General features: G+C 60.5%; 26 protein-coding genes and 1 tRNA gene. 12 read left to right on the top strand and 15 right to left on the bottom strand.

Annotated features, from left to right (window positions below):
* The first annotated feature begins 249 nt into the window (after positions 1-249).
* A complete protein-coding gene (locus ACF8EF_RS04750; protein WP_019439071.1) occupies positions 250-525 on the top strand; it encodes a DUF3077 domain-containing protein in 276 nt (91 codons plus the stop codon).
* Between the two features lie 352 nt (positions 526-877).
* Here the strand turns inward: ACF8EF_RS04750 and ACF8EF_RS04745 are convergent, their stop codons facing one another.
* The 5 genes from ACF8EF_RS04745 to ACF8EF_RS04725 form a co-directional block, all read right to left on the bottom strand.
* A complete protein-coding gene (locus tag ACF8EF_RS04745) occupies positions 878-2083 on the bottom strand; it encodes an adenovirus L4-33K/L4-22K family protein (protein WP_392460604.1) in 1206 nt (401 codons plus the stop codon).
* Positions 2084-2194: 111 nt separating this feature from the next.
* Complete coding sequence (locus ACF8EF_RS04740; protein ID WP_014589362.1) at positions 2195-2884, bottom strand: ABC transporter permease; 690 nt, start codon at positions 2882-2884, stop codon at positions 2195-2197.
* Positions 2881-3576: an ABC transporter permease gene (locus ACF8EF_RS04735; protein ID WP_103443351.1), complete on the bottom strand. Its 696-nt coding sequence runs from the start codon at positions 3574-3576 to the stop codon at positions 2881-2883. The genes ACF8EF_RS04740 and ACF8EF_RS04735 overlap by 4 nt, the downstream gene beginning before the upstream one ends.
* 54 nt (positions 3577-3630) lie before the next feature.
* Complete coding sequence (locus tag ACF8EF_RS04730; RefSeq protein WP_176683587.1) at positions 3631-4383, bottom strand: ABC transporter substrate-binding protein; 753 nt, start codon at positions 4381-4383, stop codon at positions 3631-3633.
* Between the two features lie 11 nt (positions 4384-4394).
* Complete coding sequence (locus ACF8EF_RS04725) at positions 4395-5168, bottom strand: ABC transporter ATP-binding protein (protein WP_176683586.1); 774 nt, start codon at positions 5166-5168, stop codon at positions 4395-4397.
* A 630-nt stretch (positions 5169-5798) separates the two neighbouring features.
* On the opposite strand from ACF8EF_RS04725, the gene gabP reads away from it, so the two are divergent.
* Complete coding sequence (gene gabP / locus ACF8EF_RS04720) at positions 5799-7184, top strand: GABA permease (protein ID WP_209968700.1); 1386 nt, start codon at positions 5799-5801, stop codon at positions 7182-7184.
* 234 nt (positions 7185-7418) lie between these two features.
* On the opposite strand, the gene ACF8EF_RS04715 is transcribed toward gabP, so the two are convergent.
* Positions 7419-7862, bottom strand: coding sequence for a hypothetical protein (locus tag ACF8EF_RS04715; protein ID WP_021782628.1), 444 nt, complete (start codon positions 7860-7862; stop codon positions 7419-7421).
* 239 nt (positions 7863-8101) lie between these two features.
* Between ACF8EF_RS04715 and ACF8EF_RS04710 the strand changes: the two genes are divergently transcribed.
* Positions 8102-8329: a hypothetical protein gene (locus tag ACF8EF_RS04710; RefSeq protein WP_176683584.1), complete on the top strand. Its 228-nt coding sequence runs from the start codon at positions 8102-8104 to the stop codon at positions 8327-8329.
* Between the two features lie 189 nt (positions 8330-8518).
* Here the strand turns inward: ACF8EF_RS04710 and ACF8EF_RS04705 are convergent.
* The 4 genes from ACF8EF_RS04705 to ACF8EF_RS04690 all read right to left on the bottom strand — a co-directional run bounded on the left by ACF8EF_RS04705 (position 8519) and on the right by ACF8EF_RS04690 (position 12264).
* Positions 8519-8594 (bottom strand) — tRNA-Phe (locus tag ACF8EF_RS04705).
* A gap of 90 nt (positions 8595-8684) precedes the next feature.
* Complete coding sequence (locus tag ACF8EF_RS04700; protein WP_003255742.1) at positions 8685-8957, bottom strand: oxidative damage protection protein; 273 nt, start codon at positions 8955-8957, stop codon at positions 8685-8687.
* Positions 8954-10021, bottom strand: a complete 1068-nt coding sequence (gene mutY, locus ACF8EF_RS04695) for an A/G-specific adenine glycosylase (RefSeq protein ID WP_064615102.1) — start codon at positions 10019-10021, stop codon at positions 8954-8956. The genes ACF8EF_RS04700 and mutY overlap by 4 nt, the downstream gene beginning before the upstream one ends.
* A complete protein-coding gene (locus ACF8EF_RS04690) occupies positions 10018-12264 on the bottom strand; it encodes an AsmA family protein (RefSeq protein ID WP_339534212.1) in 2247 nt (748 codons plus the stop codon). Before ACF8EF_RS04690 ends, mutY begins: the two co-directional genes overlap by 4 nt.
* Positions 12265-12532: 268 nt before the next feature.
* Here ACF8EF_RS04690 and ACF8EF_RS04685 point away from each other — a divergent pair, with 268 nt between their 5' ends.
* The 6 genes from ACF8EF_RS04685 (at position 12533) to hisF (ending at position 17419) form a co-directional block, all read left to right on the top strand.
* Positions 12533-14194, top strand: coding sequence for an OFA family MFS transporter (locus ACF8EF_RS04685; RefSeq protein WP_021782632.1), 1662 nt, complete (start codon positions 12533-12535; stop codon positions 14192-14194).
* 185 nt (positions 14195-14379) lie between these two features.
* On the top strand, positions 14380-14973 hold the full coding sequence (hisB, locus tag ACF8EF_RS04680; RefSeq protein WP_003255736.1) for an imidazoleglycerol-phosphate dehydratase HisB: 594 nt from the start codon (positions 14380-14382) through the stop codon (positions 14971-14973).
* Positions 14974-15612, top strand: coding sequence for an imidazole glycerol phosphate synthase subunit HisH (hisH, locus tag ACF8EF_RS04675; RefSeq protein ID WP_176683582.1), 639 nt, complete (start codon positions 14974-14976; stop codon positions 15610-15612). It abuts the gene before it with no gap.
* Positions 15613-15873: a DUF2164 domain-containing protein gene (locus tag ACF8EF_RS04670; RefSeq protein ID WP_021782634.1), complete on the top strand. Its 261-nt coding sequence runs from the start codon at positions 15613-15615 to the stop codon at positions 15871-15873.
* Positions 15874-15900: 27 nt separating this feature from the next.
* On the top strand, positions 15901-16638 hold the full coding sequence (gene hisA / locus ACF8EF_RS04665) for a 1-(5-phosphoribosyl)-5-[(5-phosphoribosylamino)methylideneamino]imidazole-4-carboxamide isomerase (protein WP_003255731.1): 738 nt from the start codon (positions 15901-15903) through the stop codon (positions 16636-16638).
* 10 nt (positions 16639-16648) lie between these two features.
* Positions 16649-17419, top strand: a complete 771-nt coding sequence (gene hisF / locus ACF8EF_RS04660; RefSeq protein WP_176683581.1) for an imidazole glycerol phosphate synthase subunit HisF — start codon at positions 16649-16651, stop codon at positions 17417-17419.
* 117 nt (positions 17420-17536) lie between these two features.
* Here the strand turns inward: hisF and choV are convergent, their stop codons facing one another.
* From choV to ACF8EF_RS04645, 3 genes are all read right to left on the bottom strand, one after another.
* A complete protein-coding gene (gene choV, locus ACF8EF_RS04655) occupies positions 17537-18715 on the bottom strand; it encodes a choline ABC transporter ATP-binding protein (protein WP_176683580.1) in 1179 nt (392 codons plus the stop codon).
* Positions 18712-19560, bottom strand: coding sequence for a choline ABC transporter permease subunit (gene choW, locus ACF8EF_RS04650; RefSeq protein WP_176683648.1), 849 nt, complete (start codon positions 19558-19560; stop codon positions 18712-18714). Before choW ends, choV begins: the two co-directional genes overlap by 4 nt.
* Before the next feature lie 81 nt (positions 19561-19641).
* The gene (locus ACF8EF_RS04645; protein WP_176683579.1) at positions 19642-20589 is read right to left on the bottom strand and encodes a choline ABC transporter substrate-binding protein; all 948 of its coding nucleotides are present in this window, start codon (positions 20587-20589) and stop codon (positions 19642-19644) included.
* A gap of 453 nt (positions 20590-21042) precedes the next feature.
* Between ACF8EF_RS04645 and ACF8EF_RS04640 the strand changes: the two genes are divergently transcribed.
* Together ACF8EF_RS04640 and ACF8EF_RS04635 are read left to right on the top strand one after the other, a co-directional pair.
* Complete coding sequence (locus ACF8EF_RS04640; protein ID WP_176683578.1) at positions 21043-22419, top strand: L-serine ammonia-lyase; 1377 nt, start codon at positions 21043-21045, stop codon at positions 22417-22419.
* Between the two features lie 501 nt (positions 22420-22920).
* On the top strand, positions 22921-24027 hold the full coding sequence (locus ACF8EF_RS04635; protein WP_176683577.1) for a GlxA family transcriptional regulator: 1107 nt from the start codon (positions 22921-22923) through the stop codon (positions 24025-24027).
* 119 nt (positions 24028-24146) lie between these two features.
* Here the strand turns inward: ACF8EF_RS04635 and ACF8EF_RS04630 are convergent, their stop codons facing one another.
* Positions 24147-24404, bottom strand: coding sequence for a hypothetical protein (locus tag ACF8EF_RS04630; RefSeq protein WP_003255717.1), 258 nt, complete (start codon positions 24402-24404; stop codon positions 24147-24149).
* Positions 24405-24742: 338 nt separating this feature from the next.
* Here ACF8EF_RS04630 and ACF8EF_RS04625 point away from each other — a divergent pair, with 338 nt between their 5' ends.
* Positions 24743-26323 carry a zinc-dependent metalloprotease family protein gene (locus ACF8EF_RS04625; RefSeq protein ID WP_392460603.1) on the top strand — a complete coding sequence of 527 codons (1581 nt, stop codon included), beginning with the start codon at positions 24743-24745 and terminating at the stop codon, positions 26321-26323.
* Positions 26324-26422: 99 nt separating this feature from the next.
* On the opposite strand, the gene ACF8EF_RS04620 is transcribed toward ACF8EF_RS04625, so the two are convergent.
* A complete protein-coding gene (locus tag ACF8EF_RS04620) occupies positions 26423-26893 on the bottom strand; it encodes a thioesterase family protein (RefSeq protein WP_176683575.1) in 471 nt (156 codons plus the stop codon).
* Positions 26894-26901 lie beyond the last annotated feature (8 nt).

Below are 26901 nucleotides of genomic sequence, written 5' to 3'. Positions count from 1 at the left end.
CTACGCGCGCCGCCGAAGTAACGCTGTTGTCGGGGAAGTGGCTCACGGATACCGTTCTCGGGTCGCTCTGGCGACTGGGTGTGAGAACCCGACTTGAATAAGCGCTACCCGCCATGGTGGTCGTACGTGGGCAGACCTCGGTCTGGCCGGGCTTCCTTATTCACTCGGTTTCTCACCCTGCGTACGGCTGCCGCCCCAAATCCGTGAGAAAGATTTTTGGCAGTCTCCTTCCGTGAATAAGGATTTGCCATGAAAAAAGATGTTTCTGAGCCAATCACAACCGCAGGCGTGGAAACCTTCCTCGCAGCCGGTAACCCATCCCTCAATCTGCTACGCGTAGAGCCCGGCGTCCCTGTCGATGCTGCCTACGAGCATGTCTCGATCCTGATGGGCTACATCAAGCACCTGGTGCGCGAGGGGGATATGGAGGACGACCATAAATTTCTGGGTGCAGCCGATTACCTGTGCGACATGGCCAAGGCGCTGATGAACGATATCGAAATTGCCAAGGGCAAGGCGCATTAGGCATTGACGCGGTCATTTGTGGGAGCGGCCTTGCGTCGCGAAAGGGCTGCAAAGCAGCCGGCGATTTCAGAGATTGCGCCGAAAACGGGGGCCGCTTTGCGGCCCTTTCGCGACGCAAGGCCTCTCCCACAAAAGCCGCTTGCGCTAACCACAAGAAATGTTTATGCACAAGTGGCATCGGCGACCTGAGCGAAAGGCATGCCGGATCGCTACGCCGCTGGTCTTTGCGCAAACGCCTGTTTTTACTGGGCTGTAGCCGCAAGCAGGAATAAGCCAAGCGCTTGAAATAGCGCTTGGATCCAACAGGTAATCACAAGCTTGTTCACAGACTTATCCACAGGTTGTGCTGCGGCTAACCGTCGCGTTCCGCAAGAATGAGCAGGTTGCGCGGGGTCAGTGGGTAATCGCAGAACAGGCCCAGGCGCACGTCATAGCCTTGTTCTTCGAGGAACAGGGCGCGATCGAGTACCAGCCACAGCTCCAGTGGCCGACGGAACAGGTTGCGTACGCGCTCCAGGTTCCGAACCTCGGCCAGGCGTTGCCAGCCCGCAGCTTCCAACATTGCCCAGTCCGGGTTGCCACTCACTGGCAATTGCTTCAGTTCAGCCAAGTCACGGCAGTATTGCTCGAAGGGCTTCTCCAGCCAGGCCACCGGCAGGGAAGGCGTCGGCAGGTATTCATCGCTCTGGCGCTGCTGGCGTTGCAGCAGGTCGAAGCCCAGACGCCGGGCCATCGAGGTGTCGCGCTGGCGCCGCACGCGGGCGCCGGCAGTGACGGTTTCGCTCAAGGGCAGGCCCAGGTCGTCCAGCGATAGCTGCAGGCTCGACGCCTGCGCGGTTGTGGATAACGCCTGGTATTGCTGCGCCGCGATGCGGTTGTAGCAGCAGGGGGCTATGGCCAGTTGCCGGCAACCTTGCTGGCTGGCCAGTTGCATCAGGCGTACATGCAGATCGCCACAGGCATGCAGGGCAACCACGCTTTTATCGTCAGCCAGGTGGCGAGCGCTGTCGCTGGCCATCACGTCCTGATGTACGTGCTGTGCTTGCAAGTGGTGGTGTGCACTCAGGGCCTGACCGGCAGCGACCAGTTCGGCGTCGTACTCCAGGCAGGTCAGGTGTTGCCCAGTTTGCAGCAGGCGACGGCCGAGGTGGCCTTTGCCAGAACACCAGTCCAGCCAGTGCCGGGGCTGCTTGCGGAAGGCCAGGTGGCTGGCGAAGGCTTCGATCTGCTGCCATTTGCGGCCGGGGACGGCGACGTCCAGGCGGTGGGCGGCAGGCGGTAGATTGGTTTGCGCAAGGCTGCCGAGCGTGGCGAGCTGTCGGGCTTGTTCGGCCAGTTGCGGGAATGGGGCAGGCAAGCGGTCAATGGCGCTGTCGGCTTCGGCGTCTGCAAGGGAACATTGGCGCAGGTGAGCGGCAAGCGCTGGGTGGGTGGTTTCCCAAGGCAGTTGCAGGGTGGTGAAGGGGCGGGGTTTCCACAGCGGTTGGTGCTCGATCAGGAACTGGTCGAGGGCCTGGAAGCGGGTGCTGAGGTGGTGGCTGTGGAGGGGGCTGGGCATGGGGATGTGTGTTGGGGTTGAGGGCCTGTCCGCGGGGAAACCCGCTCCTACGAAGGTTCAGCATAGGCCTGTTGTAGGAGCGGGCGTGCCCGCGAAGATGGCCAGGAGATGTCAGCGGCCTTGGCAGGCATCCACGCGCAACCAGCGCTCCAGCAGCTTGAAGCCTTGCACCAGCATGAACGAGATCACCAGGTAGAACACGCCTGCAGCGAAGAAGATTTCCACCGGCAGGTAGGTGCGGGCGATGATGGTACGGGCCATGCCGGTCAGCTCCAGCAGGGTCACGGTACTGGCCAGGGCACTGGCCTTGAGCATCAGGATCACTTCGTTGCTGTACGCCGGCAGGCCGATGCGTGCGGCGCGTGGCAGCATGATGTAGAACAGCGCCTTGCCCCGCGACATGCCCAGCGCCCGCGCCGCCTCGATCTCACCTTTGGGGATCGACTGCAGTGCGCCGCGCAGGATCTCGGCAATGTAGGCGGCGGTGTGCAGGGTCATGGTCAGCACCGTGCACCAGAACGGGTCGCGCAGGTAGGGCCACAGCGAGCTGGAGCGCACCGCATCGAACTGCGCCAGGCCGTAGTAGACCAGGAACAACTGCACCAGCAGCGGCGTGCCGCGGAAGAAGAAGATGTAGCTGAACGGCACGGCGCGCACGTACCAATGGCGCGAGGAACGAGCGATGCCCAATGGGATGGCCAGGATCAACCCGGCAACCACGGCAATGGCCACCAGTTCCAGGGTCAGGACTGCACCCTCGGCCAGGCGTGGCAGCCATTTGAAGATGACTTCCCAATTCATTGTTCAGCCCTCGCAAAGCCGCGAGCGGCGCGTTTTTCCATGAAATGCATACCGGTCATGGCAATGACGGTCAGGCCCAGGTAGATGCAGGCCGCAACCATGTAGAAGGTGAACGGCTCTTTGGTCACGGTCACGCCGATTTGTGCGTGGCGCATGATTTCTTCCAGGCCGATTACCGACACCAGGGCGGTGTCCTTCATCAGGATCATGAACAGGTTGCCAAGGCCGGGCAGGGCGATGCGCCACATCTGCGGCAGGATGATCCGCGAGAGGATGCGGGCCTTGGACAGGCCTAGCGCCAGGCCAGCTTCACGGTGGCCTTTGGGGATCGCCAGGATGGCGCCACGGAACACTTCGGTGGCGTAGGCGCCAAAGCACAGGCCGAGGGCGATGACGCCCGCAGCGAAGGCGCTGAGCTCCAGGCCCGGCATGTTCAGGGCTTCGCCGAGGCTGCTCATGAGCCCGACGGTACCGAAATAGATAAGCAGCACCCAGAGCAGTTCGGGCACGCCGCGCACCAGGGTCGAGTAGAAGCCGCCAAGCCATTGCAGCGGCTTGAGCGGAGAGGTCTTGGCCAGGGCGCCGAGCAGGCCCAGGACCAGCCCCAGCAGCAAGGCGCAAAGCGCCAGTTTTACGGTCATCAGGGTGCCGGCCATCATGGCCGGACCGAATCCGTGCAGGTCGATATTCATGGGCAGGTCATTTTAGGGACTGGCGCGCCGCAAGGGCGCGCCGGTCAGGGCGGATCATTCGATGCTGAACGGGAAGTACTTGTCGTTGATTTTCTTGTACGTACCGTCGGCTTTGATTTCTGCCAGGGCTTTGTTCAGGTCGTCGCGCAGCTTGGTGTCACCTTTGCGCACGGCAATGCCGATCTTGTCGCTGTCCATCACCGGCTCGCCCTTGAACTCGAAGTTCGAGCCGTCTTTGCTTTTCAGCCACTCGTACTGCACGTACTTGTCGGCGAGGATGCCGTCGATACGACCGGAAACCAGGTCAAGGTAGGCGTTTTCCTGAGTGTCGTAGAGTTTGACATCGACATCCGGGTAGTTGTCTTCAAGGTAGGTGCCTGCCAGGGTGGCGCGCTGGGTGCCGATGACCTTGCCCTTAAGCGACGCTTTGTCGGTCTTGAAGTCGACGTTTTTCGGCGCGATGAACTGCAGCTTGTTGGAGTAGTACGGATCGGTGAAGTCCACAGCCTGCTTGCGTTCGTCGGTGATCGACAGCGACGACACCAGGAAGTCGAACTTCTTGGCGTTCAGGGCCGGGATGATGCCGTCCCAGTCGGAGGTAACGACCGAGCACTCGACTTTCATCTTGGCGCACAGGGCGTCGCCGATGTCTTTGTCGAAGCCAACCACGTTACCGCTGGCATCCTTGTTGTTGAACGGTGGGTAGGCGGCTTCGATGCCCATGCGCAGTTTTTCTGCGGCCATGGCGTTTGCCGACATCACCAGCGTGGCAGCAGCTGCCAGGAGAAACTTCTTGTAGGTGTGCATGTATTGCTCCGTTAGCGGTGGCTGGACATGAATTGCTTGCAACGCGCCGAGGTCGGGTTTTCGAAGACCTGCTGCGGCGATCCCTGCTCTTCGACCAGGCCCTGGTGCAGGAAGACGACTTCACTGGACACATGGCGGGCAAAGCTCATCTCGTGCGTCACCAGCAGCATGGTACGGCCTTCTTCGGCCAATGCGCGGATAACGTTAAGCACTTCCTGGACCATTTCCGGATCGAGGGCCGAAGTGGGCTCGTCGAACAGGATGACCTTGGGCTTCATGGCCAGGGTACGGGCAATGGCGGCGCGCTGTTGCTGGCCACCGGAAAGCTGGGCGGGGTAGCTGTGGCGTTTGTCGTAGATGCCGACCTTGTTCAGCAGCGCTTCGGCGGCTTCGATGGCCTCGGCCTTGCTTTGGCCGAGCACGCGGCGTGGCGCCTCGATGATGTTGTCGAGGATCGACATGTGCGGCCACAGGTTGAAATTCTGGAAGACAAAGCCGATTTCGCTGCGCAGGCGATTGATCTGGCGGTTGTCGGCAGCGATCAGGTCGCCATTCTTGGAGGCCTTGAGCTTGAGGGCTTCGCCGGCGACCAGGATTTCGCCCTGGTGCGGGTTCTCGAGCAGGTTGATGCAGCGCAGCAGGGTGGACTTGCCGGAGCCGGACGACCCCAGGATGGAGATCACGTCACCGTCGCGAGCGGTCAGCGAAATGCCCTTGAGAATTTCCTGCTCGCCGTAGCGTTTGTGCAAATTGCGGATTTCCAGCGCGGGCGTGGCCTGAGCCATGTGCGGTCCTCATGTGTTCGGGTGCGTTCCCAGCTGTTGGCGGCCTTCCTGGCGTGCGCCAAGCTAGCATAGCGGCATTATGACGGCCAACAGGGTCGCCGGGGACTGGGGGCACTGGTGGGGCAGTTTGTCGCATCGCTACAGCGTAACGTCGCGCAGATGTCCGCGAAGGTGTCGCCCAGCACCAGAGCCTTGATGAAAAAAGGCCCGATGGTGCCAGCTTTGGCCGGCTCATGGAAGCTGTTTTGGCCCATTGGAGGGGTAAACCCGACCTTTTGGCCGTAGGAACGGGTTATCCCGCGAATGCCTCTTTGAGATCGTGAGGTTGTACCCATGGGTTGCACTTTTTGTATTGCGCTGGTGCAAAGGTGTTACCGAGGAGCACCTTTGGTGCGTTTGTAAGTGGGTATTTCAGTAATCCGCTCATTTGATGCCCTTTCGGTCAGGCATTGGCCGAAAGCCCTCCAAGCCCTCTCCTGAAAGGCCTGTAGAATTTTCTGACGAATGCATTTAGCACCTGGCGCGTTTATTGCCAGCAGGAAACCGCCGATTGCAGTGACGCCTAGGTCAACCCCTGGCGCGCTCTGTATCCGCAGTCGGCGTGGTCCACTCCTTACAAAGGTAGTTTCAATGAGCGGTAACAATTCCAATGACCTCGCTCAGGGGCTCAAGCAACGGCATGTGACCATGCTGTCCATCGCTGGCGTCATCGGTGCCGGCCTGTTCGTAGGCTCCGGCCACGCCATCGCAGCTGCCGGCCCTGCCGTGCTGCTGGCTTACGCTGCCGCCGGTACGCTGGTCGTGCTGGTGATGCGTATGCTGGGTGAAATGGCAGTCGCCTCGCCTGACACTGGTTCGTTCTCTACGTATGCCGACCGCGCCATCGGGCGCTGGGCCGGTTTCACCATTGGCTGGCTGTACTGGTGGTTCTGGGTGCTGGTGATTCCGCTGGAGGCCAACGCCGCCGCGGCCATTCTGCATGCCTGGTTCCCGGCGGTTGACCTGTGGGCGTTCTCCCTCATCATTACCCTGGCACTGACACTTACCAACCTGTGCAGTGTGAAGAACTACGGTGAGTTCGAATTCTGGTTTGCCCTGCTCAAAGTGCTGGCGATCATCGGCTTCATCGCCGTGGGCTGTGCTGCCTTGTTCGGCTTTGTTCCGAACAGCCAGGTGAGCGGTGCCAGCCACCTGTTCGATACCCAGGGCTTCATGCCCAACGGCCTGGGCGCAGTGCTGGCAGCCATGCTGACCACCATGTTCTCGTTCATGGGTACTGAAATCGTCACCATCGCCGCTGCCGAGTCGAAGGACCCGGGCAAGCAGATCAGCCGTGCCACCAACTCGGTAATCTGGCGTATCTGCCTGTTCTACCTGGTGTCGATCTTCCTGGTTGTGGCCCTGGTGCCGTGGAACGACCCGGCCCTGGCCGAGGCTGGCTCTTACCAGACCGTGCTGAGCCGTATCGGTGTGCCGAATGCCAAGTTGATCGTCGACATCGTCGTGCTGATTGCCGTGACCAGCTGCCTGAACTCGGCGCTGTACACGTCTTCGCGCATGTTGTTCTCGCTGAGCAAGCGTGGCGACGCCCCGGCCATCGCCCAGCGCACCACCAAGGCGGCGACCCCGCATGTGGCGGTACTGCTGTCCACCGCAGCGGCATTCCTTTGCGTGTTCGCCAACTTCGTGGCACCGGCCCAGGTATTCGAGTTCCTGCTGGCCAGCTCTGGCGCCATTGCGCTGCTGGTGTACCTGGTGATCGCCGTGTCGCAACTGCGCATGCGCGCCCAGCGTGAAGCCCGTGGCGAAAAGATTACCTTCAAGATGTGGCTGTTCCCGGGGCTGACCTGGGCGACCATTGCATTCATCGTTGCCATTCTTGTGGTAATGGCGCTGCGTGAGGATCATCGTGTAGAGATCATTGCGACTGCGCTGCTGAGTATTGCTGTGGTGGCGGCTGGCTTGCTGGTGCACCGCAAGCGCGAGGCTGCCGGGCGGGCGGCGCTGGACAGCTGATCTGCGCTGGCTGAAATGAAAAGGCCGCGCCCAGTGAAGGGTGCGGCCTTTTTTGCCTGTACCGGCCCTTTCGCGGGCAAGCCCGCAGGTTCACCACAGGCCCGTAGGAGCGGGTTTACCCGCGAAAGGGCCGGGGCGGCTGGCCAATTTCCTTGGCTAATCACCGTTGCAGCCGCCATCGTATTCGCGGGTAAACCCGCTCCTTCAGGGGGCGCAACAGGTTACATGGCCCTGTCAGCCAAACTGCTTCTGCTGTTGCTGCTGTTTGGCCACGAGTTCGGAAGCGGCGATATAGGCTTCCTGGAACTCATCACTCTCCAGCCAGGCCATGGTGGTCTCTTCGTCAGCGCCGTCCAGCCATTTGCGGTAGGCGTTGAACACCAGCACGATGTAGTCGGTAGCGTGTTCTTCCTTGTGTCCCTTGAGCACCAGGGCGAGCAGCGGATCTACCAGGAACACCGAGATCATTGGCACCAGGCCGCCTTCCTGGGCTTCCTTCATCTTGTTGAACATCGCGTCGTAGCTGCCCGACTCCATGGCCTTGTTGTACACCTGCTCGACGCTTGCGCTGTCGCCGGCGCTGGCCTTGACCGCTTGGCCGCTGCGTACCATGCGGTTCTGCTTGGCCTTGCTGGCGGCGCGCTTGGCGCGTTTCTGTTGCTTGGTAGGGGTGGCCATGGGCAAATCCTTGGGTGTGTCTGAAAGTGCGCGTATTGAAGCGCAATTGCCCGATAAACCCAAGCAGTGCTCCCGGGCGCTGCCGCTTGAGATGTCTGTGGGATACATATCCAGATTATGCGAACCGTGGGCCCTGCGTAGCTTCTCTCCCGCTGCCAGCCATGCTGGCTGGCAGCCTGTCACCGCGCCAATTCGGCGTCTGTGAGTGATGCGCACGTTTGCGCTGCAAAGGAGGAGTCATGAAGCACTTTTATCTGGTCACCCTGTACGGCTACACGGACGATGGCAGGGTTTACTATCCAACCGGTTTCGCCGGTTGCGACGAACAGAGGATTACAAAGGCTGACATCGCTGCCGTCATCGAAAAAGGCAAGCAACACGGCCACCTTCGGTTGCACAGCATCTCCTACCTCGGGCACATGACCGAGGATGCATTCGAGCATCTTCGTTCCATGTCGGACGAGTAAGGTTCGACCCGCAGTCTGCTTATGGCTGCGGGTTTCTCGATTGCATGGCGAGCCTTCAGGTTGCGTTGTGAAATCGGGTGTTCTTCGAAGCCGCGTGAAGTTAAAAAATCACAGGCAACAAAAAACCCGCACTAGGCGGGTTTCTTGTTGTCGCTTCGGGTAACTTTGCAACCACCAGAAGCTTGAAGGTGGTGCCCAGAGACGGAGTCGAACCGCCGACACGAGGATTTTCAATCCTCTGCTCTACCGACTGAGCTATCTGGGCGACGAGGTGAATTAAATAGATTTCCGGACCGCTCGTCAACGACTTTTTGAAAAATTTTTAAATTAATTCCGTCGCTTACGATTTTTGGGGTCATTCGGCCGGTGGAACGTAGCCTTCGGCCTGGGCGTATTCTTCGCCGGCGAAAAACTTGTCCATTTCGGCCTGGAGGAATTTGCGGTCCTCGGCGTTCATCATGTTCAGGCGCTTTTCGTTGATCAGCATGGTCTGGTGCTTCTGCCAGTCGGCCCAGGCTTTCTGCGAGATGTGTTCGAAGATGTCCTGGCCCTTGGCGCCGGGGTAGGGCGGGCGTTCCAGGCCGGGTAGTTCTTCTTGGTACTTGCGGCACATCACGGTGCGAGTCATCGGGCGTCTCCTGCAATCAGTTCGTCGGTCGCGCGTTCAAGCAGCTTTTTCACCGGGGCGGCAAGGCCCAGACGCGGCGGGGTGGCGAGGTTATACCAGAGCCAGTCGGCCTCGGCCACGTGCTCGCCGACCGGGTCGACGCGTACTAGCCAGGGTTCGATTGCCAGCTGGAAGTGGCTGAAGGTATGGGTCAGGCCGTCCATGGCGTGGCGGCCAGCCAGGCGCAGGCCATGCTGGTAGGCCAGGTCGTCGAGCTGGGCGATGTCGTCCAGTTCCGGGAGGCTCCACAAACCACCCCACAGGCCGCTGGAAGGACGGCGGTAAAGCAGGATGGCGCCTTCGTGGTTGGCCAGCAGTGGCATCAGTGTGCGCCGTTGCGGTAACGCCTTGCGCGGTTTGGGCTCGGGGTAGCGGGTTTCTTCGCCGTGCAGGTGCGCTTCGCAGCCGCGCTGCAACGGGCAGATCAGGCAGCTGGGCTTGCTGCGCGTGCACAGCGTGGCGCCCATGTCCATCATCGCCTGGGTGTAGTGGTTGGCGCGTTGTTGCGGGGTGAAACGCTCGGCGGTGGCCCATAGCTGGTTGGCAACTTTGGGTTCGCCGGGGTAGCCGGCCTGGGCGGTGTAGCGTGCCAGCACGCGCTTGACGTTGCCGTCGAGGATCGGTGCGCGGATGCCCATGCTGATGCTGGCGATCGCGCCGGCAGTCGAGCGGCCGATGCCGGGCAGTTCGGTAAGCTGCTCGACACTGCGCGGGAATTCGCCGCCATGTTGCTCGACGACGACCTTGGCGGCTTTTTGCAGGTTGCGTGCGCGGGTGTAGTAGCCCAGGCCCGTCCACAGGTGCAGCACTTCGTCCTCCGGTGCCTCGGCCAGGGCTTGCACGGTTGGCAGGGCCTGCATGAAGCGGTCGAAGTAGTTGAGCACGGTGCTGACCTGAGTCTGCTGCAACATGATTTCCGACACCCACACGCGGTACGGCGTGATGCCCTGTTGCCAGGGCAGGTCGTGCCGGCCGTGCTCGTCATACCAGTCCAGCACAGCGCTGGAGAACTGCTCGGGGCTCATCGGTTGAACAGCCCCTTGAGCGCGTCTTTCAGTTCCGGGCTCACTTTGTCTCCAAGTTTTTCATCAAGTTTTTCATCGATCTTGTCTTTCAGGCGGTTGCCGGCCAGTTTGGCGGCAACCTTGCCCAGGCCGTTCTGGTCCAGGCGGCAGGCCTTCGCGCCGAGTTCCAGCGGGCCACGGCAGCGCAGGGGCACTTCAACACCCACATAGCGTTCGTTGACCTGGCAAGCCGGGTCCGGCATGGCACGCTGGTCGCCTTCGACGATTACGCCGATGTTGTAGTCCATGCCCAGCACGCGCAGGTCGAGGTCACCATGGCCGTTGACGGTCAGGCCAGGGATGCGCGCCTTGAGGTCCGGGTTGCTGGCGACGCCATTGCGCACCACCAGGCTGCCGCGCAGTTCCTGGAACGGGGTGTCCTTGCCACGTGGCTCGCTGTTCAGCGTCTTGCGATTGAGCGTGGCGATGGCCTGGCACAGCTGCTGTTCCAGGTTGGCATTGACCAGCACGCCGTCGTTGATGGTGAAGTTTGCGCTGCCGTTCAGGGTGTCGACCAGTGCCTTCTGGCTGTTACCGGTGGCTGTCATGTCACTGGTCAGGGTCAGCAGGCCCTTGACCGGTGGTGTCTGCTCCTTGCCTTCGGTCTTGATGAAGTGCTCCACCGGCACCCGCTGGATGTTGGTGCTCACACCCAGCTGTGGCACGGCAGGGCGTACGTCGACCGTGCCCTTGGCTTCGAAGGTGCCGTTGTACAGCTCTCCGCGCAGGGTTTGCAGAGTCAGCAGGCCGCCTTGGCCAACGGCCTTGAGCTGGGCGCCTTCGATCGGCAGCTTGTCCAGGGTCAACGAGCCGAAGGCCAGGTCAGCCTGCAGGTCGAGGGCGCGCAGCCGGTCGATCGGCAGCAGTTTGTCGTCGCTCCAGGCCACTTGCGTTGGGGCGTTGGGCAGTGGTGTGGTGCCGGCACTGGCTACGGCGCTGGCCTCTTGTTGCTTGACCTCGGCCTGGCGCGCAGCGGTGGCGCCCTTGGCCTCCTCGCTCTTGGCCGGCAGGTAGCGGTCGGCGTCGAAGGTGTCGCCCTTAAGCTGCAGGCGCAGGGCTTGTTTGGCGAAATCTTCGACGGCCACGCGGCCGCTGAAGGTGCTGTCGTCCAGCTTCACTGCCAGGTCTTCCAGGGCCAGGCTGCTGGGCGTGCCCTGCAGGCGAGTGACCAACTCCAGCTTGGCGAAGGCGGCCGGATCGTTGGTGGCCGGCAGCGGGCGACCAATGCTTTCAAGGAAGGCGCGCAGGTTGAACTGGGCGATGGACAGGCCGCCGCTCAGCTGGGGTGCCTTGTCCAGATCGCGCAGGTTCAGCTCCCCGAGGGCGCGCAGTTGGTTGGCCGAGACTTTCAGGCCGTTCCACGAGGCGACATTGGCGGCCAGGTCGACCAGCAATTGGCCTTGGGCGGCGAAGGTCACGGTCTTGCCGCCGGTAGGCTCCCCCGAGGTTTCGCCCGACAGGCGCATGTCTTCGAAGTTGTAGCGCTTGAGTTTGCGGTCGAAGCGCAATTCGCCGGCCAACTCGGTACGGGCCTTGATGCTCGGCTGGCTGGCGCTGATGAAGGCACTGGCCTTGAGCGGGATGTTTGCGCCTTCATGGATCGGGCCGGTGCTCAGCTGGATGCTTTCGGCGCTGTAGCTGTGGCCGGTCTTGGCATCGGTGTACTGCACGCGGGCGTTGTTCACGGTCAGGCTGTCGATGTCCAGCTTGATGGCGCGGTCGTTGCTTTCGGCGGTCGCAGGCTTCTGCTCGGCAGGAGCCTGTGCGGATGCATCGGTGCTTGCGCCGTTCTGTGCGGGCAGCGGCTTGCCGATGTCTTCCCAGTTGCCATGGCCCTGTTCGTCACGCGTCAGGGTCAGGTTCAGGCCTTCGACACGTACGTCGCTCATTTGCACTTCGCGGCGCAGCAGCGGCAGCACACGGACCGAAAGCCCGAGCATCTGCAGGTCGGCGAACGGCTCCTTGGGGTTGTTCAAGGTAGCGATGCTGGCTTCGTGCAGCTCCAGGCCCAGCCATGGGAACAGGCTCCAGCCGATGTCACCGTTGAGGGTCAGTTCGATGTGAGCCTTGTCGCGTGCCAGCTGGCGAATCTCGTCTTTGTAGTCGTTGGGATCAAAGAGGTGGGTCAGGGCGAAGCCCAGCGCCACGATGATCAGCAGTAACCCGAGAAGCCCCAGTCCCAGGATTTTGCCGAACGCTTTCATGGGCGAGTCCTTTTAGTCCGTTAGTGAGTTCAGGCGGCAGAGTATAACGCTGTAGCGGTTACCCCTGCTTGTACGACTAGAGATGTAGGAAATTCCTACGCCTGTATCAGATCGTACGGCTTTCGACAGCCTAGTATTGAGCGGGTGCCGGGAACATGACCGTTTCAGTCAGGCAAAATTGAACGATGGCAGATTGCTTTCACGCTGCTTGATGCTGCTACCCTTGCGCCGCTTCGCGAGCACCCTCCCAATAACAAGGATCAGATCCATGACCAGTACTGTCGCGACGGGAACCTCGGCCAGTGCGCCAGGCTTTCTGTCGAAGGAACGCATAATCGCCCGCCCAGGCTTCAACCGCTGGCTGGTTCCGCCAGCCGCCCTGGCCATTCATCTGTGCATCGGTATGGCCTACGGCTTCTCGGTATTCTGGCTGCCTTTGTCGCAAGCCCTTGGGATCACCGCCCCCGTCGCCTGTGCGGCAGACATGGGCTTCATGGCCCGAATGTTCAGCGCCGAATGCGACTGGCCAATCTCGATGCTGAGCTGGATCTACACCCTGTTCTTCGTATTCCTCGGCTGCTCGGCGGCGGTGCTGGGCGGTTGGCTGGAGCACGCCGGCCCGCGCAAGGCTGGCCTGGTCTCGGCCTTGTGCTGGTGCGGCGGCATGCTGCTTTCGGCGATAGGTGTGAAAACCCATCAGCTGTGGCTGATGTGGCTTGGCTCCGGCGTAATCGGCGGTATCGGCCTGGGCCTGGGCTACATCTCGCCGGTATCGACCTTGATCAAGTGGTTCCCGGACAAACGCGGCATGGCCACCGGTATGGCGATCATGGGCTTCGGCGGCGGGGCCATGGTAGGGGCGCCGCTGGCCACCGCGCTTATGGGGCATTTTGGCAATGAGCACGAAGTTGGCGTATGGCAGAGTTTTGTCGCCATGGCGGCGATCTACTTCGTGTTCATGACCGCTGGCGCACTGGCGTATCGCGTACCTCCGACCGGCTGGAAGCCTGAAGGTTGGGCTGCACCGTTGAAGAATGCCAGTAACGCCATGGTCACCGACCGCCACGTGCACGTCAGTGTGGCCTGGAAGACTCCGCAGTTCGCACTGATCTGGCTGGTGCTGTGCCTGAACGTGTCGGCGGGCATCGGCATTATCGGTATGGCTTCGCCGCTGCTGCAGGAAGTGTTCGCCGGTAAATTACTGGGCAACGAACTGACCTTCAGCCAGCTGAGCACTGCGCAGTTGGCGCAAATTGCCGCGATCGCCGCCGGATTTACCGGCCTGCTGAGCCTGTTCAACATTGGCGGCCGGTTCTTCTGGGCATCGTTCTCCGACTACATAGGCCGCAAGAACACCTACTTTGCCTTCTTCGCCTTGGGTGTGGGCTTGTACAGCCTGGTGCCGAACATGGGGCACCTGGGCAACGTGGCACTTTTCGTGGCCGCGTTCTGCATCATTCTGTCGATGTATGGCGGTGGCTTTGCAACGGTGCCGGCCTACCTGGCGGACCTGTTCGGCACGCAGATGGTGGGTGCCATCCATGGTCGCCTGCTGACCGCCTGGGCGGCAGCGGGGGTGCTGGGGCCGGTGCTGATCACCTACCTGCGCGAGTATCAACTGGCGGCAGGTGTGGAGCGGGCAGCGGCTTATGACATGACCTTGTACATTCTCGCGGGTTTGCTGGTGCTGGGCTTTATCTGCAACATGCTGGTGCGCCCGGTGGCCGACAAGCACTTCATGAGTGATGCCGAACTGGCGGCCGAGCGCGCGTTGAGCCATGACAAGGGCGCCGATGGGGCGCGGTCGCTGGAGTGGAAAGCGGCGCCAGGCAGCCTGCCACTGGTGCTGCTGGCCTGGGCGGTGGTGGTTGTGCCGTTGGCCTGGGGTGTCTGGGTGACCTTGCAGAAGACCGCTGTGCTGTTCCATTGATCAGCAGGGGCGCGCGTTGCGCCCCTTTCGCAGATGCAGGAGCGGGCCGTTGTGGTTGTATAGACCTGTAGCGGTATCCAGTCCGCATAAATCCTGGCTTTGCCATATGTCATCCGCGTTTCAAGCTGGCGCGTTCTGGGCCTATAATGAACCCCTTTTCGCCCAATGATTTTGCGGAGCTGGTGATGGTTGAACGTAAGGCTTCCGTCGAGCGCAATACCCTGGAAACCCAGGTCAAGTGCTCGATCAACCTCGATGGCAGTGGCAAGGCCCGATTCGATATCGGTGTGCCCTTCCTTGAACACATGCTGGACCAGATCGCCCGCCATGGGCTGATCGATCTGGATATCGAGTGCAAGGGTGACACGCATATCGACGATCACCATACCGTCGAAGACGTCGGCATCACCCTGGGCATGGCATTCGCCCAAGCCATCGGTGACAAGAAAGGTATCTTCCGCTACGGCCACGCCTACGTGCCGCTGGACGAAGCGCTGTCACGCGTGGTCATCGACTTCTCTGGCCGCCCAGGCCTGCAGATGCATGTGCCGTATACCCGTGCCAGCGTTGGCGGCTTCGATGTCGACCTGTTCCAGGAGTTTTTCCAGGGCTTCGTCAACCACGCCCTGGTAACCCTGCACATCGACAACCTGCGTGGTCACAACACCCACCACCAGATCGAAACCGTATTCAAGGCTTTCGGCCGCGCCCTGCGCATGGCCATCACCCTCGACGAGCGTATGGCCGGGCAGATGCCTTCCACCAAAGGGTGCCTGTAAATGCAAACGGTAGCCGTAATCGACTATGGCATGGGTAACCTGCACTCGGTGGCCAAGGCACTTGAGCACGTAGGTGCCGGTAAAGTGCTGGTTACCAGCGATGCCTCAGTGATCCGCGAGGCCGACCGTGTGGTGTTCCCGGGCGTGGGCGCGATTCGCGATTGCATGGCCGAGATCCGCCGCCTGGGCTTCGACAGCCTGGTGCGCGAAGTCAGTCAGGACCGCCCGTTCCTCGGCATCTGCGTCGGTATGCAGGCGCTGCTCGAGCACAGTGAGGAAAACACCGGCGTCGACTGCATCGGCCTGTTCCCTGGCCAGGTGCGCTTTTTCGGCAAAGACCTGCAAGAAGACGGCGAGCACCTGAAGGTGCCGCACATGGGCTGGAACGAAGTCGCCCAGACCATCGATCACCCGCTGTGGCACGACATCCCTGACCGCGCACGTTTCTACTTCGTGCACAGCTACTACATCAATGCCGGCAAACCGGGCCAGGTGGTGGGGCGCGGTCACTATGGCGTCGACTTTGCCGCAGCGCTGGCCGACGGTTCGCGTTTTGCCGTGCAGTTCCACCCGGAGAAGAGCCATACCCATGGCCTGCAGCTGCTGCAGAACTTCATTGCCTGGGACGGGCGCTGGTAAATGAGCAGGTCGAAGACCAAGGCCCCGAGCATCACCCTTGCCCCCGAGCAGGAGCGCGAAGCGCTCGACACCTTGAAGCGCTTCCTCGAAGACCGCTTCGAACTGCAGTTGGGGTCATTCGAGGTGGCCGAGGTCCTCGAGCTGTTCAGCAAAGAAATTGCACCCCATTACTACAACAGGGCGATTGCCGATGTTCAACTGCACCTCAAGGAGCGGTTCGAGAGCATCGAAAGCGACCTGTGGGCACTCGAGAAGCCCTGAAACCCAACAAATAGACAGGTTCCCAAGATGCTGATTATCCCCGCTATCGATCTGAAGGACGGTGCTTGCGTGCGCCTGCGCCAGGGCCGCATGGAAGACTCTACGGTATTTTCCGACGACCCGGTGAGCATGGCTGCCAAGTGGGTCGAGGGTGGTTGCCGCCGCCTGCACCTGGTCGACCTCAACGGCGCCTTCGAAGGCCAGCCGGTCAATGGTGAAGTGGTTACCGCCATCGCCAAACGCTACCCGAACCTGCCGATCCAGATCGGCGGCGGTATCCGTTCGCTGGAAACCATCGAACACTACGTCAAGGCTGGCGTCAGCTACGTGATCATCGGCACCAAGGCCGTCAAGCAGCCCGAGTTCGTCGCTGAAGCGTGCAAAGCCTTCCCGGGCAAGGTCATCGTCGGCCTGGACGCCAAGGACGGCTTCGTCGCCACCGACGGTTGGGCCGAAGTCAGCTCGGTGCAGGTCATCGACCTGGCCAAGCGTTTCGAGGCCGATGGCGTCTCGGCGATCGTCTACACCGACATCGCCAAGGACGGCATGATGCAGGGCTGCAACGTGCCCTTCACCAAGGCACTGGCTGAAGCCACCCGTATCCCGGTGATCGCCTCGGGTGGCATTCACAACCTGGGCGACATCAAGGCCCTGCTGGACGCCAAGGCCCCGGGCATCATCGGCGCCATCACTGGCCGTGCCATCTACGAAGGCACCCTGGATGTCGCTGAGGCCCAGGCCTTCTGTGACAACTACCAAGGCTGAGGACTGAACCATGGCACTGGCCAAGCGCATTATCCCTTGCCTGGACGTGGACAACGGCCGGGTGGTCAAGGGCGTCAAGTTCGAGAACATCCGTGATGCCGGCGACCCGGTGGAAATCGCCCGTCGCTACGACGAGCAAGGTGCCGACGAAATCACCTTTCTCGACATCACCGCCAGCGTCGATGGCCGCGACACCACACTGCATACCGTCGAGCGCATGGCCAGCCAGGTGTTCATCCCGCTGACGGTAGGGGGTGGCGTGCGTACCGTGCAGGACATCCGCAACCTGCTCAACGCCGGTGCCGACAAGGTCTCGATCAACACCGCCGCGGTGTTCAACCCAGAGTTTGTCGGCGAGGCGGCGGACCGATTCGGTTCGCAGTGCATCGTTGTCGCCATCGATGCCAAGAAAGTGTCCGGGCCAGGTGAAGTGCCGCGCTGGGAGATTTTCACTCACGGCGGGCGCAAGCCGACCGGGCTGGATGCAGTCGAGTGGGCGAAGAAGATGGAAGGCCTGGGCGCTGGCGAGATCCTGCTGACCAGCATGGACCAGGACGGCATGAAGAACGGCTTCGACCTGGGGGTCACCCGCGCTATCAGTGATGCGCTGGGCATTCCGGTGATTGCCTCGGGGGGTGTGGGTAACCTGCAGCACCTGGCAGACGGCATTCTGGAAGGGCACGCCAGCGCGGTGCTGGCAGCCAGCATCTTCCACTTTGGCGAATACACCGTGCCTGAGGCCAAGGCCTATATGGCTTCGCGCGGAATCGTCGTTCGCTGATCCATTGATCGGGGCTGCTTTGCAGCCCTTCGCGGGCACGCCCGCTCCCACAGAGATCTCAGCAAACCTGTTGGAGCGGGCGTGCCCGCGAAGGGCCGCGAAGCGGCCCCAATTGCCTCAGCCGAGGGTCTTGCCGAGCAGCGCGTGGTAAAGCTCGGTATCCCCGAGAATCCCCACTACCTTGTCGTTATCCTGCAGCACCAGCTTGTTGCCGGTTTGATAACGAATCTGCAGCGCATCACGCATGCCGATGTCGGCGTGCACCACGGTCGGCCTGCGTTCCAGCAGCTCCACATCTTGCCCCGGTGCCCATTTCTGCATGTCCAGACCGTTCTGGCCCTGGCGTGCACGCTTGAGCGCGCCGCCTTCGCCAAGGTCCAGCCACGAATCGATACCTGGATCCAGGCACACCGAGCCATTGACCCGTTTGCAGTTGTCCAGGCTGCGCATCAGGCTGCGGCCGCACAGCACGTTCAGCGGGTTGGTATGGGCGACGAAGGTGCGCACGTATTCGTCGGCCGGGTTCAGCACGATCTCCTCCGGCTTGCTGTACTGGATGATCCGCCCGTCTTTCATGATCGCAATGCGGGTACCCAGTTTCAGCGCCTCGTCCAGGTCGTGGCTGACGAACACGATGGTTTTGCTCAACTTGGCCTGCAGGCCAAGCAGCTCATCTTGCAGGCCTTGGCGGATCAGTGGATCCAGGGCCGAGAACGGTTCGTCCATCAGCAAGATGTCGGCATCCATCGCCAGCGCCCGGGCCAGGCCCACGCGCTGTTGCATGCCGCCAGAAAGCTCATCCGGCCTCTTGTTGCGCCACTGGGTCAGGCCCACCAGCTCGAGCTTCTCGTCGACCAGCTTGCGCCGTTCCTTTTCCGGACGACCCTGCATTTCCAGGCCAAAGCTGATGTTCTCGCGCACCGTCAGCCAGGGCATCAGGGCAAACTTCTGGAACACCATGGCAATGCGCTTGGTACGCATCATCTTCAGCTCGGCCGCGGAGCAGTTGGCAATGTCGATGTGCTTGCCTTCGTGCTCGACGAACAACTTGCCGCGGCTGACGGTGTTGAGGCCGTTGATGCAGCGCAGCAGGCTCGACTTGCCCGAGCCGGACAAGCCCATCAGCACGCAGATCTCGCCTTTGTTGATATCGAGGTTGGCCTTTTCGACACCCACCACCAGGCCGGTCTGCTTGAGGATCTGCTCGCGGGTCTGGCCTTGGTCCAGCAGCGCCAGTGCCTCGCGCGGCTTGTTGGAGAAGATGACGTCGACGTCTTCGAAACGAATGATGCTCATGCCTCACCCCTTACCGGCAGTTCCGGTTGCTTGCAGATACGGTCGAGCATGATTGCCAGCAGCACGATCGCCAGGCCCGCTTCGAAGCCCAGGGAGATATCGGCGGTGTTCAGTGCGTTGACCACAGGTTTGCCCAGGCCGTCAGCGCCGACCAGAGCGGCAATTACTACCATCGACAGCGACAGCATGATGCATTGAGTGACACCGGCGGCGATGCTTGGCATCGCGTGCGGCAGTTCGATACGGGTAAGCAGCTGGCGACGCGAGCAGCCAAAGGCCTTGCCGGCGTCCATCAATTCTTGCGGCACGTCGCAGATACCCAGGTAGGTCAGGCGGATGGGCGCGGCAATGGCGAACACCACGGTGGAGATCAGCCCCGGTACCACGCCCAGGCCGAACAGGGTCAGGGTAGGGATCAGGTAAACGAAGGTGGGTACCGTCTGCATCAGGTCGAGCACTGGGCGCATGGCGGTATAGAACATCGGTTTGTGCGCGGCGAGGATACCCAGTGGCACGCCGATCAACACACACACCACCGTGGCGAAGGTGACCTGCGCCAGGGTTTCCATGGTTTCCTGCCAGTAACCCAGGTTGAGGATCAGCAGGAACGACAGGGCAACGAACGCGGTCAGCGCCCACTTGCGCTGGATCAGGTGCGCCAGGGCGGCGAACAGGGCGATGAGAACGAGCGGGTTGAACCAGGTAAGGGTATTGGTGACCCCGTAGATCATGAACTCCAGGCCTTGCGCGATGGCGTCGAAGTAATTCGCGCCATGCTGGGTCAGCCATTCGACGAACGACGCGATGTACTGGCCCAAGGGTATTTTCTGATCGATAAGCATGATAGCGAGCTTCCACCTGCATAGATTGAAATCAACCCGAGGCAGGCACGGTCCTGCCCCGAGGTAGCGCTACTGCGTAGTTCGTTATTGCGTAAGCTTGGCCTTGGCCGCCTCCAGGCCGGGTTTGCCATCAAAGGTGGTAACGCCGGCCAGCCAGGCATCCAGCTTGCCTGGGTTGTCCTTGATCCATTTCCTGGCGGCGGCTTCGGGTTTCATCTTGTCGTCCAGGACATAGCCCATCATGGTGCTTTCATCCTTGAGCTCGAACGACAGGTTTTTAAGCAGTTGGCCAACGTTGCTGCATTCCTGCGTATACCCCTTGCGGGTGTTCGTCAGCACGGTGGCCTTGCCGAAGTCAGGGCCGAAGAATTCGTCCCCGCCGGTCAGGTACTGCATCTTGAAGCGGGTGTTCATCGGGTGTGGTTCCCAGCCCAGGAACACCATTGCCTCGCCGCGTTTCTGCGCGCGGTCAACCTGCGACAGCATGCCCGCCTCGCTGGACTGCACGATCTTGAAACCGGCGTCCTTCAAGCCAAAGGCGTTCTTGTCGATCATGCTCTGGATGGTGCGGTTGCCGTCGTTACCCGGTTCTATGCCGTAGATCTTGCCGTTCAGTTCCTTCTTGAACTTGGGGATGTCGCTGAAATCCTTCAGGCCCTTGTCATACAGCGCCTGGGGGACTGCCAGGGTGTACTTGGCGTTTTCCAGGTTGGCGCGCACGGTTTCTACCGTGCCGGCATCGCGGTACTGCTTGATGTCGTTTTCCATGGTCGGCATCCAGTTGCCGAGAAACACGTCCAGGTCCTTGCCGGTGGCCAGCGACTTGTAGGTCACCGGTACCGAGATCATGGTGGTGTGGGTCTTGTAACCCAGGGCTTCGAGCACAACGCTGGTGGTCGCGGTCGTGACTGTGATGTCGGTCCAGCCGACATCGGAGAAGCGTACAGTCTGACACTGCTCGGGTTCGGCTGCCTGGGCCAGCAATGGCGCGGACAGCAGCGCAACCAGCAACAGCGAGGGTGAACCTTTCATGGATGGACTCCTGAGATATTGTCTTCGGGTTCGCGTGGGTCGCCGGGCTTTCTGAGGGTCCGGTCGACCAGGCCTGCAGAGGGCAGGATGCGTGGCCGTGCTTTACGAGTCGCTTTCGATAATCCTCCAGCGCCGGGCAATCGCCTACTGGTGGGGTCGTATCCAGTACGGAACGGGTCGTATCCAGTATGGGCGATGTCGCTTATGGATTTTTCCACCCCCTCACACGCATTTTTGCGTCACCAGGCCGCTGGAAAACGGCGTGGTGGGCACAGTGCCTTGGCTGAAAACAGCGCGGCGCTGCTGGACAAAAGTACGTCGGTTGCAGACGGCGAGGTGGGCGGTAAAAGCCCGATGATGCTGGCATTCAAGGCGGCCCGCTGTTTGAGCCTAGCAGCTACCCCGCCCTGCGCATGGCGCGCAGAGACAAGCCCAGCAAGAGGTGATTCGACAATGGCCATCAGCGTGTTCGACCTGTTCAAGATCGGTGTCGGGCCCTCCAGCTCCCACACCGTCGGCCCCATGCGTGCTGGCGCCCTGTTCGTACAGGGCCTGCGAGAACGCGGCGAGCTGGAACGTGTAAAACGGATCGAAGTGCGCCTGTATGGCTCGCTGTCGGCCACCGGTATCGGTCATGGCACCGACAACGCCACCATCATGGGCCTGATGGGCGAGTGGCCTGACGCCATTGACCCGACCCAGATCGTGCCGCGTATCGCCGACCTGCGCGAAACCAACACCCTGCAACTGGATAGCCGCTTGCCCATCGAGTTCGTCTGGGCCCGCGACATGCTGCTGCTGGACGAGAACCTGCCGTATCACCCCAACGCCATGACCCTGATTGCCGAAGGCGAGCAGGGCGAGTTGCACCGCGACACCTATTACTCCGTGGGCGGCGGCTTTGTGGTCGATGCAGCCCAAGCCGCCAGCGGTGTGCTGGATGCTGACCAGACGGTGCTGCCGTACGACTTCAACAGCGCCGCCGAACTGCTGCGCCTGTGCAAGCAAAACGACCTCAGCGTGTCGCAATTGATGATGGCCAACGAGAAGGTCTGGCGCAGCGAGGAAGAAATTCGCGCTGGCCTGCACAAGCTCTGGGAGGCCATGCAGGAATGCGTCAACAACGGCCTCAAGTACGAGGGCACGCTACCCGGCGGGCTTAACGTGCGCCGCCGCGCCGCCAAGCTGCACCGCAGCCTGCAGGAAATCGGCAAGCCCAACGTGATCGGCTCGACCATGAGTGCCATGGAATGGGTCAACCTGTTCGCCTTGGCGGTCAATGAAGAAAACGCCGCCGGTGGGCGCATGGTGACCGCGCCTACCAACGGCGCGGCGGGTATCATCCCCGCGGTGCTGCATTACTACATGCGATTCAGCGATGCGGTTGATGAATCCAGCGTTGTCGATTACTTCCTGGCCGCCGCCGCCGTGGGCATCCTGTGCAAGAAGAACGCCTCGATCTCTGGTGCCGAAGTGGGCTGCCAGGGGGAAGTCGGCTCGGCCTGCGCGATGGCAGCAGCGGGTCTTGCCGAAGTGCTTGGTGCCACCCCGCCACAGGTTGAGAACGCCGCTGAAATTGCCCTGGAACACAACCTTGGCCTGACCTGCGACCCGGTTGGCGGGTTGGTGCAAGTGCCCTGCATCGAGCGCAACGCAATTGCTGCGGTGAAGGCCATCAACGCGGTGCAGATGGCGTTGCGTGGTGATGGTGAGCACTTCATTTCCCTCGACCAGGTAATTCGCACCATGCGTGATACCGGGGCCGATATGCACGACAAGTACAAAGAGACCTCGCGCGGCGGCCTGGCGGTCAGCGCTATCGAGTGCTGATTTGCAGATCTGATCTCCAGGGCATCTTCGCGGGCAAGCCCGCTCCTACAGGAACTGTGCAATCCCTGTAGGAGCGGGCTTGCCCGCGAAGACGCACTGGAGGCTGATGCGGGTGCAACACAACCGCCAATGCCTCTTTATGGTGCAGTGATGAGCGCCCCGTCTACCGTTCGTCGGATGTCGCGATCAGTGTTGGCGTTGTCGGTGACACTTAAGGGTGTCGCTTCTGGGAAACCCACGCGGCGCGTGTCACTAAACTGCTCAACCGTTACAGGCAACGCGCTAGCTCGCCTGTTCTGGACGATTGGCCAACACGTTGCAAGTACTTGAAATGCCCAATAAAGGCGTCGTTTTCAGGTTTTTTTGGATGGCCGTTCAAGTTTAGGCACGGCGTTTGCGTTGAGATTGGCAAGCCTACCCCCGGAAAATGACCGAGGGGTCATAACAAGAAGTAAGTGCCCGCCTGAGGCACACCCTGCATTTGTGTGAGGAGAAATCGCGATGACGTCGTACAACTCCGGGAATCCAACCCAGAACCGCACAACACCCCAGTCCATCGGGTTTCTTCTATTGGACAATTTCACCCTGATTTCCCTGGCCTCGGCAGTCGAGCCGCTGCGTATGGCCAACCAGCTGTCTGGCCGCGAGCTGTATCGCTGGCACACGCTGACGGTCGATGGCGGTCAGGTGTGGGCCAGCGATGGCCTGCAAATCACACCGGATGCCGCAATCAGCAATGCTCCGCCCATCGACACCGTGATTGTCTGTGGTGGTGTTGGCATCCAGCGTTCCGTCACCCGTGAGCACGTCACCTGGTTGCAAGCCCAGGCCCGTCAGTCGCGCAGGTTGGGCGCCGTGTGCACCGGCAGTTGGGCACTGGCCTGCGCTGGCCTGCTCGATGGCTTCGATTGCAGCGTGCACTGGGAATGCCTGGCCGCAATGCAGGAAGCCTTCCCGCGGGTGAACATGAGCACCCGTCTGTTCACCCTTGACCGCAACCGCTTCACCAGCTCCGGTGGCACCGCGCCGCTGGACATGATGCTGCACCTGATCAGCCGTGATCACGGCCGCGAGCTGTCGGCGGCGATCTCCGAGATGTTCGTCTACGAGCGTATTCGCAACGAGCAGGACCACCAGCGTGTGCCGCTCAAGCACATGCTTGGCACCAACCAGCCGAAGTTGCAGGAAATCGTCGCGCTGATGGAGGCCAATCTGGAGGAACCGATCGACCTGGACGAACTGGCGGTGTATGTGTCGGTTTCGCGACGCCAGCTGGAGCGCCTGTTCCAGAAGTACCTGCACTGCTCGCCGTCGCGCTACTACCTGAAGTTGCGCCTGATCCGTGCGCGGCAGTTGCTGAAGCAGACGCCGATGTCGATCATCGAAGTGGCATCGGTGTGCGGCTTCGTGTCGACCCCGCACTTCTCCAAGTGCTATCGCGAGTACTTTGGCATTCCGCCGCGTGACGAGCGCGTGGGCTCCAACACCGCGCAGCAGGTGGCCATGATGCCGATTCCGCAGGCCATGACCCTGTCGCCGCACAGCGGGCCGATGGCGGCCCTGAGCCAGGCGCGCAACGAGTCGACATTTGCCAGTGTAAGGCTCTGATACCGCGCCGGCCTCTTCGCGGGCACGCCCGCTCCCACAGGTCACCCGCTGAGCTTGAGCCAGCGGTGATCTGTGGGGGCGGGCTTGTTCCGCGAAGGGGCCGGTCCTGGGTAAATGGATTACGCGCGTTTGTTGAACTGCGCCAACGCTGGCAACAGTTGCTTGTCGATGGCTTGGCGCACCGCAGGCAGGATCGTCGCACTACCGGTGTACATCTGCTCCACCATCCCCTTCAGCGCCCGCGCATTGGGCTCGGTCAGCCCACGAACTACCGCTTCACACGCCTGTTCGGCACTGGCCCCGGCAGGAATATCGAAACCGCGCGCGCGCAGGTGGCCGGCGAGGTCGTCCTGATCAATCAAATCCGCATGCATCATGGCTGTTGTCCCTTTTATCGCTAAGAGAGTGCTGCTGTGATTTACGACCGATTCTGTGACGTGCGCGACAGCCTCGCAAGGACAGAATGTCGCCATGGCTGCTTTGGCTAAGAACAGGTCGTTTACGACTAAATCCCCTGCCAGGCAAGCACGCACACTGAAGCCATTCACGGTACAGAGGGTTTGGTCACCCTCGCTCACACGCAGTGGATGTTGCTCGCTCTTGGCCCCGGTAGCTCACGGCTTTCCGGGGTTATTTTTTTGCAACTGTTATTTATGTCAGTTGTTGGGAATCGATGCCCGTGGTCCAGTAAAGCTCCGATATCTGGAGCATGAACATGAACCGGAAACAATTGAAATTCTGCTTGCTAGGTGCTGTGTTTCTTTTTGGAGGATGCACCGCTTCGGACCCTACAAACTATCTCGACAGTTCGGCGGATACGCTGTTTCAGATCAAGCCAGACCAGAACCTCGCCGCCCTTGAGCGGCAATCGGGTACTGACCAGTATTTGAAGCTTTTGTTGAGTGTGGCAGAAGACGCTGAAGTTAAGGAAGTGCAGGTCAGTCCTGGGCTTGTATCGAAAGATACGGCGATGCTATCAATGCCTCTTACTGACGGCCGAACGGTGAGTTTCAAGTTGTCAAGAAGCGATAGTGTTGCTTCGGGAATGGTAGGGTGGGTTGGCGATTTGCCTTCCAATCGCAGACAACTCTACCCCTCATCTGCGGAAATCGATATGGATCCGCTCAACTGGGTTTCGTTGGTGAGTGACGGCAACCTGGTCGTTGGGGATGTCCGGGTGGATGGGCAGCTCTACCGGTTAACGGCGGTTGGCAAAGGCCAGCAAGTTTTGGTCAAGGTGGATGAATCAAAATTACCACCAGAAGCAGCGCCGATAGCTGTTCCTGTGCAAGCGCAGGCAAAAACCAAGTCACTCAGTACGTCTCAGTCGCCAAAAAGCACTATTAGGGTGCTATTCGTTACAACGCAGCAGTCGAGGGCCACGTTTCCGAATTACAAGCTCGAATTGGCTCAGGCGTTACAGAACGCCAACCAATACTTGATCAATAGTAAAATCGATGCCGTGTACGAGCTGTCGAATATTTACGACTCTGACTACGATGAAACAGGCAAAGAACCCAGTACTCAGCTTAATGATATGATAGCCGATAGACCATTAGGGGCGAAAATTCATATCGAACGTGAAAAAGTGCGCGCCGATCTGGTATCTATGCTTTCTACGTATAGTATTTACTGCGGTATAGCGAAGATGCCAGCGTACAGGGAGACGGCTTTCTCGTCCATTAGTTGCTTTGGTGCGTTAGGTCACGAATTAGGGCATAACATGGGGGCTACGCATAGTGACGAGTTTCCCGCTGAGGACATACCCGCTTATGCTTATGGCTACAAGCATACAGCACCAAATTTTCATACGCAGATGCGAACGTCGCATGGCGCCATCCCCTATCATTCAAACCCGCGGTTGCAGTATCAAGGGGTTCCGATGGGTACGGTGGATAAGAATGATGTGGCACGAACTTTCAATGAAAATCGGGACACTGTTGCCAATTTTTATCCGGACCCTGCTCATCGCGTTCGTTTGTGGTTGTACGGGTCGAACCGGGGTTGCTTCATTGATTTGAAGCCGGGTGAACAAGCCTTGCTCTCATGGTATACAGAATGCAAGGATAATGATGTCGACCCCGTACGGGTTGAGGTAAAAGACTTCTACAGTGGTTCGACCCCGAGAAAATTATGCTTCGCCAACATTTTGTACACGGTAAAGAGCTGCTATACGGGAAGTAACTTTTCTGGGGATTTCGTCATCACGAGTGTACATTCTGGCGGTGGTAAACCAGAAGGGTTCACATTTACAAGAAGGCTGATAGGGCCAGTCTATAGAGTTTCATACGAGTGATCGTCATGGTTGTCCGCTTCTGTTCTGTCTGATAGTTGCGAGTGAAGGCGCCAGGGTGCTTCGTATCTATGGAGACCGTGGCGCCGGCTCCCTGATCATTCAAGAAGGAAGTTTTAGGGTGCGCCCGATGTATTGCGGCGCCGGCGCCCCCTCCTGTTGCTCTACCAAGTGGTTCAATTGGCAAACAGTCGTGTGCCCAAAAGGCGCTGACTGCGGCCCCGCCAGGTCCACGTGCAGTAACATCTGCTCGCTTGCCGCCAGCACCTCGTCGAACCCTGCCCGGTGCAGGCTGTGATACACGTGAAGACGCTTGCGATCAAAGCCGATGATCTGCGTCTGCACCCATACCTCGGTACCCAGCTTCACCTCGTGCAAATAATTGATATGCGCCTCCAGCGTGAACAGTGAATTACCGCTTTGCCCGCGGCTGTCGGCGTCCAGGCCAATGCGCTCCATCAGGGCATCGGTCGCGTAGCTGAAGATCAGCAGGTAGAAGGCATCGCGCAGGTGCCCGTTGTAATCGACCCAGTCCTCCTGGACCGTGGTGCGGTAGGTGATCAGAGCGGGCATCGTGGCCT

The sequence above is a fragment of the Pseudomonas sp. zjy_15 genome (genome assembly GCF_043101865.1).
Taxonomy (GTDB): Bacteria; Pseudomonadota; Gammaproteobacteria; order Pseudomonadales; family Pseudomonadaceae; genus Aquipseudomonas; species Aquipseudomonas putida_Y.
Note: the sequence above shows the minus strand (reverse complement) of the source record. Positions and strands in the feature narration are given on the sequence as shown.

Bases quoted from the DNA above. Each gene is read 5' to 3' on its own strand.
- ACF8EF_RS04670 (WP_021782634.1), top strand. From the start codon at position 15,613: ATGAGCAGGTCGAAGACCAAGGCCCCGAGCATCACCCTTGCCCCCGAG.
- ACF8EF_RS04725 (WP_176683586.1), bottom strand. From the start codon at position 5,168: ATGGCTCAGGCCACGCCCGCGCTGGAAATCCGCAATTTGCACAAACGC.
- mutY (WP_064615102.1), bottom strand. From the start codon at position 10,021: ATGAGCCCCGAGCAGTTCTCCAGCGCTGTGCTGGACTGGTATGACGAG.
- ACF8EF_RS04735 (WP_103443351.1), bottom strand. From the start codon at position 3,576: ATGAATATCGACCTGCACGGATTCGGTCCGGCCATGATGGCCGGCACC.
- ACF8EF_RS04690 (WP_339534212.1), bottom strand. From the start codon at position 12,264: ATGAAAGCGTTCGGCAAAATCCTGGGACTGGGGCTTCTCGGGTTACTG.
- ACF8EF_RS04710 (WP_176683584.1), top strand. From the start codon at position 8,102: ATGAAGCACTTTTATCTGGTCACCCTGTACGGCTACACGGACGATGGC.
- hisB (WP_003255736.1), top strand. From the start codon at position 14,380: ATGGTTGAACGTAAGGCTTCCGTCGAGCGCAATACCCTGGAAACCCAG.
- ACF8EF_RS04750 (WP_019439071.1), top strand. From the start codon at position 250: ATGAAAAAAGATGTTTCTGAGCCAATCACAACCGCAGGCGTGGAAACC.
- hisA (WP_003255731.1), top strand. From the start codon at position 15,901: ATGCTGATTATCCCCGCTATCGATCTGAAGGACGGTGCTTGCGTGCGC.
- choV (WP_176683580.1), bottom strand. From the start codon at position 18,715: ATGAGCATCATTCGTTTCGAAGACGTCGACGTCATCTTCTCCAACAAG.
- hisH (WP_176683582.1), top strand. From the start codon at position 14,974: ATGCAAACGGTAGCCGTAATCGACTATGGCATGGGTAACCTGCACTCG.
- gabP (WP_209968700.1), top strand. From the start codon at position 5,799: ATGAGCGGTAACAATTCCAATGACCTCGCTCAGGGGCTCAAGCAACGG.
- ACF8EF_RS04730 (WP_176683587.1), bottom strand. From the start codon at position 4,383: ATGCACACCTACAAGAAGTTTCTCCTGGCAGCTGCTGCCACGCTGGTG.
- ACF8EF_RS04640 (WP_176683578.1), top strand. From the start codon at position 21,043: ATGGCCATCAGCGTGTTCGACCTGTTCAAGATCGGTGTCGGGCCCTCC.
- ACF8EF_RS04625 (WP_392460603.1), top strand. From the start codon at position 24,743: ATGAACCGGAAACAATTGAAATTCTGCTTGCTAGGTGCTGTGTTTCTT.
- ACF8EF_RS04700 (WP_003255742.1), bottom strand. From the start codon at position 8,957: ATGACTCGCACCGTGATGTGCCGCAAGTACCAAGAAGAACTACCCGGC.
- ACF8EF_RS04715 (WP_021782628.1), bottom strand. From the start codon at position 7,862: ATGGCCACCCCTACCAAGCAACAGAAACGCGCCAAGCGCGCCGCCAGC.
- ACF8EF_RS04635 (WP_176683577.1), top strand. From the start codon at position 22,921: ATGACGTCGTACAACTCCGGGAATCCAACCCAGAACCGCACAACACCC.
- ACF8EF_RS04685 (WP_021782632.1), top strand. From the start codon at position 12,533: ATGACCAGTACTGTCGCGACGGGAACCTCGGCCAGTGCGCCAGGCTTT.
- ACF8EF_RS04645 (WP_176683579.1), bottom strand. From the start codon at position 20,589: ATGAAAGGTTCACCCTCGCTGTTGCTGGTTGCGCTGCTGTCCGCGCCA.
- ACF8EF_RS04740 (WP_014589362.1), bottom strand. From the start codon at position 2,884: ATGAATTGGGAAGTCATCTTCAAATGGCTGCCACGCCTGGCCGAGGGT.
- ACF8EF_RS04745 (WP_392460604.1), bottom strand. From the start codon at position 2,083: ATGCCCAGCCCCCTCCACAGCCACCACCTCAGCACCCGCTTCCAGGCC.
- ACF8EF_RS04630 (WP_003255717.1), bottom strand. From the start codon at position 24,404: ATGATGCATGCGGATTTGATTGATCAGGACGACCTCGCCGGCCACCTG.
- hisF (WP_176683581.1), top strand. From the start codon at position 16,649: ATGGCACTGGCCAAGCGCATTATCCCTTGCCTGGACGTGGACAACGGC.
- ACF8EF_RS04620 (WP_176683575.1), bottom strand. From the start codon at position 26,893: ATGCCCGCTCTGATCACCTACCGCACCACGGTCCAGGAGGACTGGGTC.